Origin of the sequence: [Zimmermannella] bifida NBRC 103089 (genome assembly GCF_001570925.1) — a bacterium.
GTDB classification, from domain to species: Bacteria; Actinomycetota; Actinomycetes; order Actinomycetales; family Microbacteriaceae; genus Gulosibacter; species Gulosibacter bifidus.
On sequence record NZ_BCSP01000010.1, the window covers coordinates 1 to 14,335 of the forward strand.

The following is a 14,335-nucleotide window of genomic DNA, read 5'->3' on the forward strand; positions in this document are numbered from 1 at the left end:
GCGTGCTCGATTAACGCACCGATACCTGCGGTGCCGGCGAAGATCAGGATGACGTCGCTGATCATGCAGATCAGCAGAATCTTGCCCAGGTGGCTGCGGCGTGCGCCCTGGCGCAGGATGTACGCGTTCTGGGCGCCAATGGCGGCGATGAATCCCCATCCGGTAATGAGCCCGGTCAACAACGTCTGAATCATGCTGGTCAGCGTATGAAGCTGCCCAGATGAACACAAATAATGGAAATGAAGGAACCATTAGAATTGCTTCATGAACCTCGATCAGCTCCGCGCCATCGCTGCCATCGTCGACGAGGGCTCGTTCGAAGGCGCCGCGTTCGTGCTGAACGTAACACCATCGGCCATCAGCCAGCGCGTCCGTGCGCTGGAACGCACTGTCGGACATCCGATAGTGACTCGAACGGCTCCCTGCCACCCGACGGATCGCGGCAAAGCGGTGGTGCGGCTTGCTCGCCAGGTTGCGGTGCTCGAAGCCGAGGCCTGGCAGGCACTCGGCAAGGATGCGCACGGTCGCACGGTCACGTCCGTTGCGGTGAATGCGGATGCGCTCGGTACCTGGTTCGGGGGAGTCCTCGAAGACGCTGCGAACTGGCCAGAAACCACCCTGGACCTGCATGTAGAAGACCAGGATCACACCGCGGCGCTCTTGCAACACGGACGCGTCATCGCCGCGGTAACCGCTGAGCCAACCTCGGTGCAGGGATACTCGGTGACGCCGCTCGGCGTTACTCGGTACGTACCTGTCGTTGCGGAAGCACTCTTGCAACGGCTGCCGACGCAAGGGCAGTCCTCGATACAGCGCCTGCCACTCGTGCGATTCAACGACAAAGACGACCTTCCGGCCGCGGCAATGCGCGCCAGCGGCATAACTGACCACGGTCCGGTGCACTACGTGCCGTCATTTGACGGCTACCTGCACGCGCTACGAGCAGGGCTCGGGTGGGGCATGGTCGTGGATGAACAACTCACGCCGGCAGTTCAGTGCGAGTTGGTGCGCGTGCCGGGCCTGGAAGACGTGCTCGTGCCGCTCTACTGGCAATCGGCAACGGTACCGTCGCGGCAGTTGCAACGATTGACCGAGACGGTACTGCGCGTAGCCGGAGAGCGGCTCGAACCGATTGATTCGTAAACTCGGAACATGAGCGATTTTGCGGAGCGCATGGCCGAGGAACGGATCCGTGAAGCGGTGAACGCCGGCAAGTTCGACAACCTTGTCGGTGCCGGAAAACCGCTGTCGGATCTCGGTCCGCGTGATCAAGAATCCTGGCTGGCGCAATTCATCGAGCGTGAGGAACTCGAACCACTCGCCACTGCGCCAACCGTGCTCGGCCTGCGCAAAGAAGCGCAGTCGTATCCGGAAAGTTTGGCCGATTGTGTAGACGAGGCCGAGGTGCGGGCGCGGCTGGAGGACTACAACCGGCGGGTTAAACGTGACCGGCTGCATCCCGCACTCGACCTGCCCATCCCGATTGTTGCTCCGATCATCGACATCGAGACCATGATCGAACGGTGGCGAATTATGCTGCAGTAGCGTCGCGACCAGCGCGCATCCGACTGAAATTGGTGATCGAAGAAACCCGCAGGATATTCGCATGTGGTTATGCCACGCTTGCGTAGGCCGCACTGGCGGCCATCACTTACATACAGGAGCACCCATGTCGTTTATGGATGACGCAAAGAACAACGCCGGCGAGTTCATCGAGAATCTCAAGAATCAGGCTGGCGACCTTATCGAAGACGCCAAGTCGGGTGAGCTCGGAAGCAACCCGGGCGAAATTTTCGAAAACGTCAAGGACCGCCTCACTGGTCAGGACGACGACGCAGCAGGCGACGCATCCGGCGAGACTGCGGCCAAGTAGCCACCATTTCGGTGTTTGCGCGGGCGGATCGCCTACGCAGAACTGATGCACAAGGTGACGAGCCTGGGTATTGTTCCCAGGCTCGTTTGTTTGTGTGGAGATGTCTCAATCAACCGAGACGTTCCGAAACGGTTCCAGATCCAACACGGATCACAGGCCAACACAAGGAGGCAAACCGATGGGTCTCATGGACGACATGAAGCACAACGCCGAAGAGTTCTTCGGTAAGGGCAAGGAAAAGGCCGGCGAAGCGAGCGGCAACGACGACCTCAAACGCGAAGGTCAGCTCGATCAGGTCTCGGCCGACGTCAAGCAGGGCGTTGACAACATCCGCGACGGTATCAACGACGCACTGCAGAAGGACGACAAGTAAGTAGTTGCGCAAAGCGCTCAAGAACTGCGCTGCGCAATACGAACAACGACGCTCACCGTGTTGGTGGGCGTCGTTGCGTTTCTGGATGCCGTGGTCGGGTGGGCAGTGTCTTCCTTCCGGCAACCAACGGCCGGTTAGTGGGCGGTGTTCACGGACGCTTCCGCGGCAGATTCCGAAGCCGTCAGTGAGTGGATCGGGTCGCGATGCATGTGCTTATCCGGGTCGAGGACGTTCAGCATGGCTTCGGTAACGCGACGAATGTCGTCAATTCCGTCCGCATCCTGTGGATCAAACACAAACTTACGCACCAGCGACACGTGCTCGGGCGCCGCTTCGCGCAGCAGGTTCATACCGGTTTCGGTGAGCAGGATGTCCGTGGCTCGGGCATCGTCGGCGTTCTGTACGCGTTCGACCAGGTTTGAGCCCTCGAGCCGGTTGAGCACTCGCGAAAGACGTGACAGCGTGGTGTTCGTGCGAACCGCGAGCTGTTTGGTTTGCAACCGCTTGCCCGGGCTGTGCGAAAGCATCGCGAGGACGTAATACTCCGTCAGCGTTACCTGGTTTGCCCGCCGCAGATGCGAGTCCAATGTGCTCGGGAGCAACTCCATCACGGCCATCATTCGGAGCCAGGCGGCCTGTTCTTCGCGCGAGAGCCACCTCACCTGGTCTGTACTCATACGTTCATCATAAATCCTGATGAGAGCGTAGAACCGGCACTTGGCCGGATTCCAGGCAACCGGTTGATATCAGTCCGCAACATATCCGGCGCGGGCGTGGCCGGCATGGTATGGCTAGCGTGTTGTGTCGCGTTTTCCGGGCAACAGGGCACGCAGCGGTCGCCGCCGTTCGAGGGCCGCGGCACTGCGGTCGCGGTCGTGCTCGGCGAGTGCGGCATCGCTCAGCGCGCCCCGAAACTGTGTGGGTGCGGGGCCAAACGCGCCGCGGGCTGTGTGAATGACTTCATTGGCGAGCGTGCGGTTGCCGAACGCGCCAACGGCCGCGCCAATGCCAAACGGAATGACCTTGCCGAGCGCCCCGGTCATCTGCTTGTTGGCAAAGCGGCGAAGGAAGGCGCCACGCACGCGCTGACCGAGCTCGCCCACGAACATCGTCGGCATCGCCTGCGTCACCAGCTCGCCCCAGAACGGCGACTTCATGAGCGCACCCGGGGTGCGGTTTCGCGCAAACTCCAACACGAGCGCCCGGCCGCGTTCGCCGAGCATGATTGCCATCACCAAGGTTCGCGCACGAGTCGGGTCATCGGCGGCTACACCTGAGAGTTCTGCCACAGTCAAGGCATAGAGGGCGGTGAGCTCCAAGAAACCAACGATTTCTGCACCGGCAAGGGCAACACCGGTGACTGTGCCGACACCAGGAATAACTGCGGCTGCACCCACACCAGCACCCGTGCCCATGGCTGCTCGTCGGTACCAGCGTTCGGCCGCGACCACGAGTTGTTCGGGAGTTGCGCTGGGATTCTGGTTCCGCATCCGCCGCGCCATTGCCGTGGCAGCAGGGCGCTGCGCGCGCAAGACGCGGTCGAGCTGGCGAATGAGCCAGTCATCGCCGCCATCCGTGGCCTGAGTCGGTTCGGATGCGGCCGGTTCAAACCCCGCGTCGAGTGCGGTCACCGTAGGGCTGTGTGGCTCGTGTGCCTGGTTGTGCATGTCATCGAGCGTAGGGGAGTCACCTGGGCTGGAGCCGGGGTCTACTGTGCGCGTTCCTGGATGCGGTACGCATTCACCAAGGTCGCGATGGACTCATCTGCGTGACAGGTAAAGATGGAAAAGTGGTTTGCCTTGGCGTCGAGGTTGAGGCGGGCACCCGGCAATTGCAGCGCGAGGCGTGCGGTGCCGCGCCAGGGCACGGAGAGGTCGCGTTTGCCCTGCCAAATCACGATTGTGCAGTTCGTCAACTCACTCGTGTCGAAGTCCCAGGCGCCGAATGTGAGCCGCCAATCGGTTATGACGGTGCGCGGGCCGTGCGTAAACGCTGCCCGCACGGACTCCAAGAATGCCGCACCGCTCACGTCCGGCAACCCGAGCTCGCGGGTAGCGGCATCACTGAACCGGTGCAGTCGGCGGTGTGCTTTGGGCAGGTGCTTTGCAAATTGCGAATCGAGCACTCGACCGAGCATGAATGGCACATTCTGGCCCGGTAAGCGGCCGGTCATCGCGGGCGGCGCCACGGGGGCGATGAGGTTGACAGCGACGACACGATCCGGAACGCGTGCGGCCGCTGCGAGGGCGTACGGGCCGCCAGCGGAGTATCCCGACACCCCGAACTTATCGATGCCACGCGCATCCAGAATCTCGAGGACGTCATCGATGAAGTCGCCGATCTGGCGGCGGCGCTGCGGGGTTGACTTGCCGAACCCCGGGCGCGAAACCGCCAGCACATTTGCGCCCAAGTGATGCGCGGCCGGGCCATACATGGCCGCTTCGCCTCGCGACCCCGGAGCGCCGTGAAACGACACCACCGGAATGCCGTCTTCCCGACCGAACTCAGCCCACTGCAGCCACCTACCTGCCGACACTCGAAAGGTGCCGGTGCGCAGCGGTTGGTACTGCGGAGAGTTGTGCGGAATCTCCGCACGCACAGGTTCGGCCATGTCCTTGCGTGTGGCTACTTCGAAGTCGACTCGGAGGTCGCCACATCCATCAGTGGCAGCATGCGGTCGCGCATGAGTTCGCGCAGCACAATCGACGTGGTGGTGCGCTCAATGGGATCAAGTGTGCCGATTTTGTCGATAACGCGCTGCAGGTCGGTATTGGACTTCGCAACGACGCGGATCAAGAGGTCCCAGTCACCGGCCATGGTCGAACAGTCCACGACCTCGGGAATTTCTAACAAATTGTCATGTAGCTCGCCGTGCCAGGCTGACTGGTCAATCTGCGCCATGACCATAGCCTGCACGGGGTAGCCCATCGGTTCTGGGGCAAGCTTGGGCAGGATCTCAACGAGGATGCCGGTGTCACGCAACCGGTTCAAACGCGCCTGAACAGTGGGGCGCGCAACGTTCAGTTCGCGGGATGCGGCGAGCACGCTCGTGCCCGGGTTCGCCGTGAAATGTTCGACGATTCGGTAGTCAAGGCGATCCAAAATTCAACTCTCCTTTTGCTGTCAGCAACACATGCACCTTTGCAAGTTGTAAGCTGATTCAACGAATTTGTTCATAAAACTGTGAATTTTGCCCGACGCAAGGCGTGTGCAATGGAACAGTTTAGTCAATTGGAGTCCAAAAAATGCGAACACACATGAAGCTCGCCGCCACAGCACTTGCAGCAACGTCGCTGATGCTTAGCGGATGCGCCGACACTGGTGGCGCCAGTGATGCTGAGTTCAAGATTGGCATCATCCAACTCGTCCAGCACCCGGCGCTGGATGCGGCTACCGAAGGCTTCCAAACAGCCTTCGAGACGGCCGGTATCGAGGCCGAGTTCGATGTACAAAATGCTAATGGCGAGCAGGCAACGGCAGCCACGATCGCCTCGAGCTTTGCGAGCGACGCCGACATCGACCTGGTGCTGGCCGTAGCCACCCCGGCAGCGCAGTCGGCCGCATCGGCGATCACTGACGTGCCGGTGCTGTTCACCGCGGTTACTGACCCGGTTGAAGCCGACCTCGTTGAATCGCTCGAAGCTCCCGGCATGAACATCACGGGAACCACAGACCTCAACCCGGTTGCCGACCAGATCGAGCTGATCAAGCAGATTAAGCCCGATGTGAAGTCAGTTGGTGTTGTCTACTCGTCGGGTGAAGTGAACTCGAAGGTACAGGTTGACCTCGCAACCGAGGCAGCAAAGAAGGCTGGTCTCAAACTCGAAACCGCAACGGTCACCAACGTCGGTGAAATTCCAACGGCGCTCGACTCGCTGGGCGACGTTGACGCGCTCTACCTGCCTACTGACAACACCGTGATCTCGGGGCTGGATGCGGTACTCAACTACTCCGACCAGAAGAAGATTCCGGTTGTCTCGGGCGACACTGACTCGGTTACCGGTGGCGCTACAGGCACCGTCGGCCTTAACTACAACAAGCTCGGCGAGCAGACCGGCGAAATGGCGATCCGTATCCTCAAGGAAAACGCGGACCCCGCTTCGATGCCGGTCGAATCACAGTCGACCTTCGACCTGACCCTCAACAAGAAGGCAGCGTCCAACATCGGCATCGAACTGCCGAAGGAACTGCTTGACGAAGCCGTCGAAGTAATCGAGTAACTCGCAAACTCTCCGGGTGGGATGCCGCAACCAGATGCATCCCACCCGCCAACCTCTCAATCAAGGCGGATGCGGTGATCCTGCTCGCCGCCACAATGTAAGGAGCCAGCGTTGATTGGCGCATTCGAAATCGGGTTGCTGTACGCGGTCGTAGCCCTCGGTGTGTACCTCACCTTTCGTGTATTGAACTTCCCTGACCTCACCGTTGACGGTTCGTTTGTGACCGGCGCAGCCGTCGCGACCTTGTTGCTGACGAAGGGATACAACCCCGCGTTGGCCATGTGCGCGGCATTTGCCGCAGGTATGGTTGCCGGCGCGATTACCGGCCTGCTGCACACCAAGCTCAATATCGACGGACTGCTCGCCGGTATCTTGATGATGATCGCGCTGTGGTCGGTGAACTTGCGCATTTTGGGTCTAGCCAACGGGTCGCAATCTGCGGCGAACGTGAGCCTTCGAAGCCACGAGACGCTGCTTGACATCATGATGGACGCCAAGCTCAAGGGCACTTGGACGGGTGTTCTCATCCTGTTTGCCGGCGTGCTGTTGATCAAACTCATCATCGACTGGTTTCTCGCGACCGACCGCGGTCTCGCGCTGCAGGCTACCGGTAACAGCGAGCAGATGATTCGTTCGTTTGGTGTCAACACCGACAACCAGAAGATTCTGGGGCTCGCACTGTCGAATGGCCTCGTCGCGCTCGGCGGTTCGCTTGTTGCGCAATACGTGGACGCCACGGATATTTCGCTGGGTGTTGGCGTCATCTTGGTCGGATTGGCATCGGTAATCCTCGGCCAGGCCTTCTTCGGTAACCGTCGCGTCTGGCTGGCAACGCTCGGTGTCGTGGTCGGCGCGGTGTTGTATCGCCTCATTGTGCTGTGGGCGCTTCAGCTTGGTCTCGAGAACTCCGACGTGCGCTTGATGAACGCCGTGATTGTTGTGGTGGCGATCCTCATTCCGCAAACGGGAGTCGCTCGACGACTCGGATTGACGTCGCTGTTTGGCCGACGTCGCAAGGCGCAGGTGATCGGTGTTGATCCTGGCGCTGAAACCGAATCCTCGCCGGCAACTCCAGCGGTATCGAAGGGAACGAAGTAATGCTTGATGTGCAGCACATTTCTAAGACGTTCTTTGCCAACACCATCAACGAGAAGCGTGCGATTGTCGACTGCTCGCTCCACCTTGACGAGGGCGACTTTGTCACCGTCATCGGCTCGAACGGTGCCGGCAAGTCGACGCTGCTCAACAGCATCGCAGGCCGATTCCCGGTCGACACCGGTGACATTCTGATCGATGGCAAGTCGGTCAAGCGGATGCCCGAATACCGTCGCGCCGGCCTGGTCGGTCGCGTCTTCCAAGACCCGATGGCCGGTACCGCACCGGAGCTTACGATCGAACAGAACCTCGCGCTTGCTCTGCAGCGGGGGAAACGACGCGGGCTCGGCATCGGCGTTACCGCTACCCGACGTCGTCGCTTCCGTGAGGAACTCGCAACGCTCGAACTCGGCCTGGAAGACCGACTTACCGCACGGGTTGGGTTGCTCTCGGGCGGCCAGCGCCAGGCGCTATCGCTCTTGATGGCGGGATTCACGCATCCGTCGATTCTGTTGCTGGATGAGCACACAGCGGCGCTCGACCCGGCTCGAGCGGCGCATGTGACGGCCCTCACCGAACGCATTGTCGATGCGGAGAAGCTGACCACGCTGATGGTGACGCACAACATGGAGCAGGCGATTTCGCTTGGAAACCGACTCATCATGATGCACGAGGGGCGCATCATTTATGAGGTTTCGGGTGATGAGAAGGCGCAGACCACCGTCGACGATCTGTTGGCACGTTTCGCTTCGGTCAAGGATGCGGTGATCGACGACCGCGCGATGCTCGCTTAGGACTACAGAGACAAGAACGGGCAGTTCCCATGCGGTGAACTGCCCGTTCTTGCGTTGTGCCTGCGAGTCAAGCGCCCTGCGAGTCACACGCAGCGCTCGGAACAAACTCCGTCAGCGTACGGTTCGCTGTACGTCGTCTTCTTCGTCTTCTTCGTCGTCTTCGTCGAATTCGAGGTCTTCTTCGTCTTCGTCAAGATCGTCGTCGTCCTCATCGGCGTCGAACTCGTAGTCGTCGTCTTCGTCGTAGTCGCCGAGTTCTTCGTCGGTTTCGATCTGGTCGATCCACTCGTCGATGAGGTCTTCGGCGTCGTCATCGTCTTCGGCTGCCTCAACGCTGATGGTGCCGCCGCCCCAGATGCGTTCCGTGATGGTTACCGCATCCGTGCCCTCGGTCTCTTCGTGCACCGTTGCCTCGAAGTCGCGAGCAATCGCATTGGCGTCGTCTTCGCTGTCGGCCTCAATGATGAGCCCCGAAATAACTTCATAACGAACGAGTACTGCGTACTTCGGCATGGATTTCCCTTCCAGCGGTGCGACACCCGGCGTATCGCGCACTCTTGACGCTAGTCGGTAAAAGGAAACGCAACAAGCAACGAACCGCCCAGGAACGCCGGATTCGGAGGGTTTTCCACGCCGGGGAACTTCTGGGTTCTTTGTGCTGGACATCCGTACCCTTGAGGGCATGAGTTCCATGCTTGCTGTCGCCGTCACCCAGTTCGCGCCAACGATGGATGCGAACACCAACCTTCAGCGCTTCCGGGATGCGGCGGCAACGGCAGCAGCGCGCGGCGCGAAGTTGCTTGTTGGTCCCGAATACGCGTCGGGATTTACGGCGGAACTTGGCGACTGGATGGGGGAGAGTGCACAGACGCTCGACGGTGCGTTTGTACGCGAACTTGCCGCGATCGCATCCGAATTTGAAATCGCCATCGTCGCCGGCATCCTGGTGCGTGCAGACGACCCGGCTGAGCGCCGACCGTACAACGTGTGCATCGCCCTATCGGAGCAGGGCGAGCTCGTGGCGAGCTACCGAAAAGTGCATCTCTACGACGCATTTGGTGCATCCGAAACACAATGGGTGTTGCCGGGCGCGCCAGATCAGGCGCCTGCGGTCTTTGATCTGGGCCCGTTCCGTATCGGTGTGCAGACTTGCTACGACTTGCGCTTCCCAGAAGTGAGCCGGCGGCTCGTGGATGCGGGTGCCAACGTGCTTGCGATTCCGGCCGAGTGGGTGGCTGGTCCGCTAAAAGAGGCACATTGGCAGACGTTGCTTGCGGCGCGGGCTATCGAAAACACGTCCTATGTCGTGGCGGCTGATCACCCGGCGCCAGTTGGTGTCGGGCACAGTACGATCCTTGACCCACGCGGAGTCATCCTCGCGTCGCTCGGAGCCGAGCGCGGCGACACGGTAGCCTGGCTATCGAAGACGGATCTGGATGCTGCTCGCGAACAGAACCCGGCCCTGCGCCTTCGTCAGTACCGCATTCACTAGCCGCGGTAATCGGTGCCGCGATGTGCTGCGAACAGACCCAATGATTGAAACTCACCAGAATCGGATCGCACGTGACTGAAGAACCCGCGAAGACCTCCGCTCGTGATGTCGGCCTCGGCAAGAAGACTGCCGAGGGGCTGGCGACGATGACGCCCATGGCGCGACAGACCGCGGCGGCGGAACGCGACCTTGGCGGCGAAGCGCTATTTGTCGCCGACCTGACCAAGCGATTCGGCCGAGTGACGGCAGTCGACAAGCTCAGCTACACCGTGCCGCAGGGTTCGTTCTCGGCAATTGTTGGCCCGAACGGTGCCGGTAAGACGACCGCGCTCTCCATGATTTCTGGTCTGCTGCCACCAAGTCACGGCAGTGTTGAACTGTTTGGCCTGGATGTTTGGCGTAACCGATCGAAGGCGCAAGACCGGATCGGTATTTTGCCCGACCGCGTGCGTATGTTCGAACAGCTCACGGGTGCGCAGTACCTGTCGTACGTTGGCGCGGTTCGTCGCGTTGACAAGGAAGCAATCATTGCGCGCAGCGAACAGCTCCTCGACGCCTTTGACCTGCGCAGCGAAGCGAACCGACTCGTGGTCGACTACTCCTCGGGCCTGCGTAAGAAACTGGCACTCGCATCCGCCCTCATCCACGCTCCAGACCTGCTGGTCTTGGACGAGCCGTTTGAGTCGATCGACCCGGTCTCGGCCGGCACGCTGATCGAAGTGCTCAACGACTTCGTCAGCCGTGGCGGCACCGTACTGCTCTCGAGCCACTCGATGGACCTCGTGCAGCGCGTGTGTGATCACGTCGCCGTCATCATGAAGGGCGAGTTGCTGGCGGAAGGCACCGTTGACGAAGTTCGCGGCGATGTCTCGCTTGAAGAACGATTTCGTGACCTCGTACGTGGACCGGCAGTATCGGAGGGGCTGGATTGGCTCAACATCTCGTTCGGCTGAGCTGGCAACAGCTCTCGCGCGGCATGGAGCGCGATTCACAGGTGCGATCGGCTGCCGGGAGCCTTGCTGGTGGCAGCCTCGTGCTGGCCGCCTTCGGTACGCTCGCGGTCATTGCGCTGAGCGTCATTCCCCTCGTGTTTCAGCCACTTTGGCTGATGATTCTCGCGTCCCTGCTGGTTCTCGGCGCTGCCTTCCTCGGCTTTGCTGGACACCCGGCCGACGCGCTCGACAATCGCACCCTGGCCGTCATCTCGGGTCGCGCCCACGGGTTGAGTTCAAACACGCTCGGGGCGTCGCACTTCACGCTGCCAGCGCTCCTGGCGGCCATCCCGTACCTAAGCTTTGCGGGCCTTGCTGCGGTTTCTGGACACCACTGGATTTCGATCGCGACGGCAGCCCTTGGCTGGCTGCAGTGGGTTATGTGCTGGCGGCTCGGAACTCGGCTGGGACGCCGGTTCAGCGAACAGCACCTCGCCCGCGAAGGTCGCGCGACGCTCATCTACTTGCTGCTCTTGGCCGTCACCACGGTCATCGGTGGCCTGTGGATGTTCCCGTGGCAGGATGCGGTCGCGGATGCGGGTGCCGGGATCTATCAGGTTGCGACCTGGATTCCGATCGTCAACATTTTTCTTGCCGGCTTCGGTGGCGCGCCACTGATCATTCTGGGGCTCAACGGCGCCGTGCTGATCATGCTGTGGGCCACCGACCTGATTCTCGGCGCTCGTGCGGGGCGATCGGCGCTCTACCAGCGCCAATATGGCGGCACCACCCGTCTCGGGAGTTTTCAGCTCGCGGTCGGTTCGGCAACGCGCAATATTGCGCTGCGTACCTGGATTTCTTGGCTTCGTGATCCGCGCTACCAGGTGCTGCTCGGCACCGTCATCGTGATGCCACCGCTGCTTTTGCTGCCCGTTTGGGTCGGTGGCGCGCCTGTTGAGGTCCTTCGCCTGCTGGTGGTGCCGCTCTTTGCCATGTGCTTCGGGTGGGCACTGCACAACGACACCGCCTACGACTTCACCGCCCTGTGGGTGCACGTCACCGGTGGGCTTTCTGGCCGCGCCGATCGTGCCGGGCGTGCGATCCCAACGCTGGTCACCGGCACCGTCCTGTGCGCACTCGGCGCCGATTTGGTAGGTGCGGCGATCGGCAACACGCTGGCACAGGTCGCGGTCCTCGCGGCATCGATTGCGCTCTTGGGTGCCACCGTTGGTGGGTCGTCGATCATGTCGACGCTCGCCCCGTATCCGGTGGCCCGTCCCGGCGACTCGCCGTTCAGTCAACCGGTCCGGTCATGGGGCGGCGCAGCGTTTGCGCAGCCGATGGCACTGCTGGTCGAAGTCGCGCTCTGCCTGCCAACGATCTATTTTGCGTGGCAAGCGGTGACGCTGAACGACTGGTCGCAGGCACTCATGGCAGCCGGCATTGGTGTTGGTACCGCCGTCGTGCTTGTTACCGCGGGCATCCTCATTGGCGGGCGCGTGTTTGAGTCACGTCGAACGGCACTGCTGACATTCGCGCAGAGCTACTAGGCCACCAACCATCTGGACGCGACCAAATCAAGCCAACCTGCGGCACGCATCCGCGTAGACTCGTACGCATGGCTGGATTTGCAAGTTTTGGTGCCCCAGATTCCGGCAGCCCTGCCGGCGGCACAGACGTTCTTGACCGCGAACTCGAACAGCTGCTTGAAGACGAGCAGGTCGAAGACGGCGATCACGATAAGTTCGCGCACTACGTTCGCAAAGAAAAGATTCTTGAGGCGGCCGTCACCGGTAAGCCGGTCCGCGCGCTGTGCGGCAAGAAGTGGTTGCCGAACTCGAATCCCGATCGTTTCCCGGTCTGCCCAGATTGCAAGAAAATCTACGAAATGATGCGCGACTAGCGTTCGCGACGTTGGGACCGCATCCGCACGCCCAACATCCTGGATTGCCGACCAACAACCTGCCGGTAAACAGTTTGAGCTTGGAACCCAATTGCTGGGAACCAAGCTCGAACGGTTTTGGTGGAAGTCTCGCGACCGCCTAAGCGCGGTTGAGTGAACCGTCGTCGTGGACGAAGTACGTCGTAAGCGCGGGGTCACCGGCGCCCAGCCGACGGGCGGTGCGGGGGAGCTCAGCCAGCGCCATGGCGCAGTGTTCGCGGGCGGATGCAACCCCCTCGGTGCCGAGCCAGGCCGGGTTGATCTCGCCATCCGTCACGTAGTCGACGTAGAGCGGGCGGTCGTCGTGGTCACCGATTGGCTCGGTGCCGAGCGCAATGAGCTCGGCCGAGGCGATGCCGTCCTCGCGGCGACGCACCGGCACCTTGGCCCCACCAACCGAGGCCTTACCCGGTGACGCCTTGGCCACAGGCACCCACGAGCCATCTTCGGCTCGGCGCGAAACCAGCTTGTACACCATGCCCGAGGCAACCGCACCGGAGCCGGTGACGACGCTCGTACCGACACCAAAGCTATTGACCGGGGATGCGGCGAGAGCAGCAATTGCGTATTCGTCGAGGTCATTGGTCACGGTAATCGCCGTTTCGGTGGCACCAAGGTCGTCGAGCAGCTCGCGCACTTCGCGAACCACCACGGGCAGGTCGCCCGAGTCCAGACGAATACCACCGAGGCTCGGACCTGCGATCTCCACAGCGGTGCGGATCGCTTCGGTGACGTTGTACGTGTCGACGAGCAGCGTGGTGTCGGCACCGAGTGCGGCGATCTGCGAGCGGAAGGCGTCGGCCTCGCTGTCGTGGAGCAGCGTCCACGAATGCGCGGCGGTGCCCATTGTCGGCACGCCCCAGCTGCGGCCCGCTTCGAGGTTTGACGTGGCCGAGAATCCTGCGATGTAGGCGGCGCGGGCGGCTGCGACTGCGCTACGTTCACCCGTGCGGCGCGAACCCATCTCGGCCAGTGGACGACCGTCGGCGGCGCTGACCATACGCGCGGCGGCCGACGCTACGGCCGAGTCGTAGTTGAGGATGCTCAGCAGCAACGTCTCGAGGATCACACCCTCGGCAAAAGTACCGTGGACTTCAAGCAGCGGTGACTGCGGAAAGTAGGCTTCGCCTTCGCGGTAGCCGCGGATCGATCCCGAGAACGAGAAGTCAGCCAGCCACTGCAACGTTTCGTCGGACACGATGCGCTGCTGTGCCAAGAACTCGAGTTCGTCATCGCCAAATCGGAAGTGCTTAAGCGCTTCCATCGCCCGGCCCTGCCCAGCCACGACACCGTAACGGCGGTCATTCGGCAGCTTGCGGGCAAAGAGCTCGAAGACGCACTCTCGATTGGCAGTGCCATCCCGTAGCGCTGCATCCAACATCGTCAACTCGTAGTGATCTGTGAGCAACGCCGTGGATGCGGGCGCTGCAGGACGCGTCGATCGTGGCGAATCAGTAGGGCGAGCAGAAGCAGGAACATCAATGGCGCTGCGAGGATCAGTCATATCGCCAGGGTACTTCGCGAACCCGTGCAATGCTGCCGAGCACAGGCGGGGACACCTTGCGAGCGCGGGGATCGATGCCTTCGCATCGCGGGACGCGTGAGGTAAGTGAA

General features: G+C 61.5%; 18 protein-coding genes. 11 read left to right on the forward strand and 7 right to left on the reverse strand.

Annotated elements, in window-relative coordinates:
* Window positions 1-194: LysE family transporter (locus ZBI01S_RS07665; protein ID WP_245610577.1), on the reverse strand; the 194-nt coding region annotated here is incomplete at its 3' end.
* 70 nt (window positions 195-264) lie between these two features.
* Between ZBI01S_RS07665 and ZBI01S_RS07670 the strand changes: the two genes are divergently transcribed.
* The 4 genes from ZBI01S_RS07670 (at window position 265) to ZBI01S_RS07685 (ending at window position 2,246) form a co-directional block, all read left to right on the forward strand.
* Window positions 265-1,143, forward strand: coding sequence for an ArgP/LysG family DNA-binding transcriptional regulator (locus tag ZBI01S_RS07670; RefSeq protein WP_066058731.1), 879 nt, complete (start codon window positions 265-267; stop codon window positions 1,141-1,143).
* A 9-nt stretch (window positions 1,144-1,152) separates the two neighbouring features.
* On the forward strand, window positions 1,153-1,545 hold the full coding sequence (locus ZBI01S_RS07675) for a DnaJ family domain-containing protein (RefSeq protein ID WP_066058733.1): 393 nt from the start codon (window positions 1,153-1,155) through the stop codon (window positions 1,543-1,545).
* Window positions 1,546-1,669: 124 nt separating this feature from the next.
* Window positions 1,670-1,873, forward strand: a complete 204-nt coding sequence (locus ZBI01S_RS07680; RefSeq protein ID WP_066058736.1) for a hypothetical protein — start codon at window positions 1,670-1,672, stop codon at window positions 1,871-1,873.
* A 178-nt stretch (window positions 1,874-2,051) separates the two neighbouring features.
* Entirely contained in the window at window positions 2,052-2,246 is a 195-nt protein-coding gene (locus tag ZBI01S_RS07685) for a CsbD family protein (protein WP_066058739.1), read from the forward strand.
* 134 nt (window positions 2,247-2,380) lie between these two features.
* On the opposite strand, the gene ZBI01S_RS07690 is transcribed toward ZBI01S_RS07685, so the two are convergent.
* The 4 genes from ZBI01S_RS07690 to ZBI01S_RS07705 form a co-directional block, all read right to left on the reverse strand.
* A complete protein-coding gene (locus ZBI01S_RS07690; protein ID WP_083524619.1) occupies window positions 2,381-2,923 on the reverse strand; it encodes a MarR family winged helix-turn-helix transcriptional regulator in 543 nt (180 codons plus the stop codon).
* Between the two features lie 114 nt (window positions 2,924-3,037).
* A complete protein-coding gene (locus ZBI01S_RS07695) occupies window positions 3,038-3,913 on the reverse strand; it encodes a hypothetical protein (RefSeq protein WP_159421458.1) in 876 nt (291 codons plus the stop codon).
* Window positions 3,914-3,954: 41 nt separating this feature from the next.
* The gene (locus tag ZBI01S_RS07700; protein ID WP_066058745.1) at window positions 3,955-4,857 is read right to left on the reverse strand and encodes an alpha/beta fold hydrolase; all 903 of its coding nucleotides are present in this window, start codon (window positions 4,855-4,857) and stop codon (window positions 3,955-3,957) included.
* Window positions 4,858-4,871: 14 nt separating this feature from the next.
* Window positions 4,872-5,348 (reverse strand): Lrp/AsnC family transcriptional regulator, encoded by a 477-nt coding sequence (locus tag ZBI01S_RS07705; RefSeq protein ID WP_083524620.1) that lies wholly within the window; start codon window positions 5,346-5,348, stop codon window positions 4,872-4,874.
* A 155-nt stretch (window positions 5,349-5,503) separates the two neighbouring features.
* On the opposite strand from ZBI01S_RS07705, the gene ZBI01S_RS07710 reads away from it, so the two are divergent.
* The 3 genes from ZBI01S_RS07710 (at window position 5,504) to ZBI01S_RS07720 (ending at window position 8,355) form a co-directional block, all read left to right on the forward strand.
* A complete protein-coding gene (locus ZBI01S_RS07710; protein WP_245610578.1) occupies window positions 5,504-6,466 on the forward strand; it encodes an ABC transporter substrate-binding protein in 963 nt (320 codons plus the stop codon).
* 111 nt (window positions 6,467-6,577) lie between these two features.
* On the forward strand, window positions 6,578-7,564 hold the full coding sequence (locus ZBI01S_RS07715; protein WP_066058756.1) for an ABC transporter permease: 987 nt from the start codon (window positions 6,578-6,580) through the stop codon (window positions 7,562-7,564).
* Window positions 7,564-8,355 carry an ABC transporter ATP-binding protein gene (locus tag ZBI01S_RS07720; protein WP_066058759.1) on the forward strand — a complete coding sequence of 264 codons (792 nt, stop codon included), beginning with the start codon at window positions 7,564-7,566 and terminating at the stop codon, window positions 8,353-8,355. Before ZBI01S_RS07715 ends, ZBI01S_RS07720 begins: the two co-directional genes overlap by 1 nt.
* A 111-nt stretch (window positions 8,356-8,466) precedes the next feature.
* Here ZBI01S_RS07720 and ZBI01S_RS09870 read toward each other — a convergent pair whose 3' ends face one another.
* A complete protein-coding gene (locus tag ZBI01S_RS09870; protein WP_066058762.1) occupies window positions 8,467-8,868 on the reverse strand; it encodes a hypothetical protein in 402 nt (133 codons plus the stop codon).
* 169 nt (window positions 8,869-9,037) lie between these two features.
* Between ZBI01S_RS09870 and ZBI01S_RS07730 the strand changes: the two genes are divergently transcribed.
* From ZBI01S_RS07730 to ZBI01S_RS07745, 4 genes are all read left to right on the forward strand, one after another.
* The gene (locus tag ZBI01S_RS07730) at window positions 9,038-9,847 is read left to right on the forward strand and encodes a carbon-nitrogen hydrolase family protein (RefSeq protein ID WP_066058815.1); all 810 of its coding nucleotides are present in this window, start codon (window positions 9,038-9,040) and stop codon (window positions 9,845-9,847) included.
* Between the two features lie 71 nt (window positions 9,848-9,918).
* Window positions 9,919-10,800, forward strand: coding sequence for an ABC transporter ATP-binding protein (locus ZBI01S_RS07735; RefSeq protein ID WP_245610579.1), 882 nt, complete (start codon window positions 9,919-9,921; stop codon window positions 10,798-10,800).
* On the forward strand, window positions 10,776-12,329 hold the full coding sequence (locus ZBI01S_RS07740; RefSeq protein ID WP_159421459.1) for a hypothetical protein: 1,554 nt from the start codon (window positions 10,776-10,778) through the stop codon (window positions 12,327-12,329). Before ZBI01S_RS07735 ends, ZBI01S_RS07740 begins: the two co-directional genes overlap by 25 nt.
* Window positions 12,330-12,397: 68 nt before the next feature.
* Window positions 12,398-12,682 carry a DUF3039 domain-containing protein gene (locus ZBI01S_RS07745; RefSeq protein WP_066058769.1) on the forward strand — a complete coding sequence of 95 codons (285 nt, stop codon included), beginning with the start codon at window positions 12,398-12,400 and terminating at the stop codon, window positions 12,680-12,682.
* Between the two features lie 139 nt (window positions 12,683-12,821).
* Here ZBI01S_RS07745 and ZBI01S_RS07750 read toward each other — a convergent pair whose 3' ends face one another.
* Window positions 12,822-14,102: a nicotinate phosphoribosyltransferase gene (locus ZBI01S_RS07750; RefSeq protein ID WP_066058821.1), complete on the reverse strand. Its 1,281-nt coding sequence runs from the start codon at window positions 14,100-14,102 to the stop codon at window positions 12,822-12,824.
* Window positions 14,103-14,335 lie beyond the last annotated feature (233 nt).

Excerpts from the sequence above, each read along its gene's own strand:
- ZBI01S_RS07675 (WP_066058733.1), top strand. The coding sequence starts at position 1,153 with ATGAGCGATTTTGCGGAGCGCATGGCCGAGGAACGGATCCGTGAAGCG.
- ZBI01S_RS07690 (WP_083524619.1), bottom strand. The coding sequence starts at position 2,923 with ATGAGTACAGACCAGGTGAGGTGGCTCTCGCGCGAAGAACAGGCCGCC.
- ZBI01S_RS07710 (WP_245610578.1), top strand. The coding sequence starts at position 5,504 with ATGAAGCTCGCCGCCACAGCACTTGCAGCAACGTCGCTGATGCTTAGC.
- ZBI01S_RS07685 (WP_066058739.1), top strand. The coding sequence starts at position 2,052 with ATGGGTCTCATGGACGACATGAAGCACAACGCCGAAGAGTTCTTCGGT.
- ZBI01S_RS07730 (WP_066058815.1), top strand. The coding sequence starts at position 9,038 with ATGAGTTCCATGCTTGCTGTCGCCGTCACCCAGTTCGCGCCAACGATG.
- ZBI01S_RS07695 (WP_159421458.1), bottom strand. The coding sequence starts at position 3,913 with ATGCACAACCAGGCACACGAGCCACACAGCCCTACGGTGACCGCACTC.
- ZBI01S_RS07670 (WP_066058731.1), top strand. The coding sequence starts at position 265 with ATGAACCTCGATCAGCTCCGCGCCATCGCTGCCATCGTCGACGAGGGC.
- ZBI01S_RS07745 (WP_066058769.1), top strand. The coding sequence starts at position 12,398 with ATGGCTGGATTTGCAAGTTTTGGTGCCCCAGATTCCGGCAGCCCTGCC.
- ZBI01S_RS07750 (WP_066058821.1), bottom strand. The coding sequence starts at position 14,102 with ATGTTGGATGCAGCGCTACGGGATGGCACTGCCAATCGAGAGTGCGTC.
- ZBI01S_RS07680 (WP_066058736.1), top strand. The coding sequence starts at position 1,670 with ATGTCGTTTATGGATGACGCAAAGAACAACGCCGGCGAGTTCATCGAG.
- ZBI01S_RS09870 (WP_066058762.1), bottom strand. The coding sequence starts at position 8,868 with ATGCCGAAGTACGCAGTACTCGTTCGTTATGAAGTTATTTCGGGGCTC.
- ZBI01S_RS07700 (WP_066058745.1), bottom strand. The coding sequence starts at position 4,857 with ATGGCCGAACCTGTGCGTGCGGAGATTCCGCACAACTCTCCGCAGTAC.
- ZBI01S_RS07720 (WP_066058759.1), top strand. The coding sequence starts at position 7,564 with ATGCTTGATGTGCAGCACATTTCTAAGACGTTCTTTGCCAACACCATC.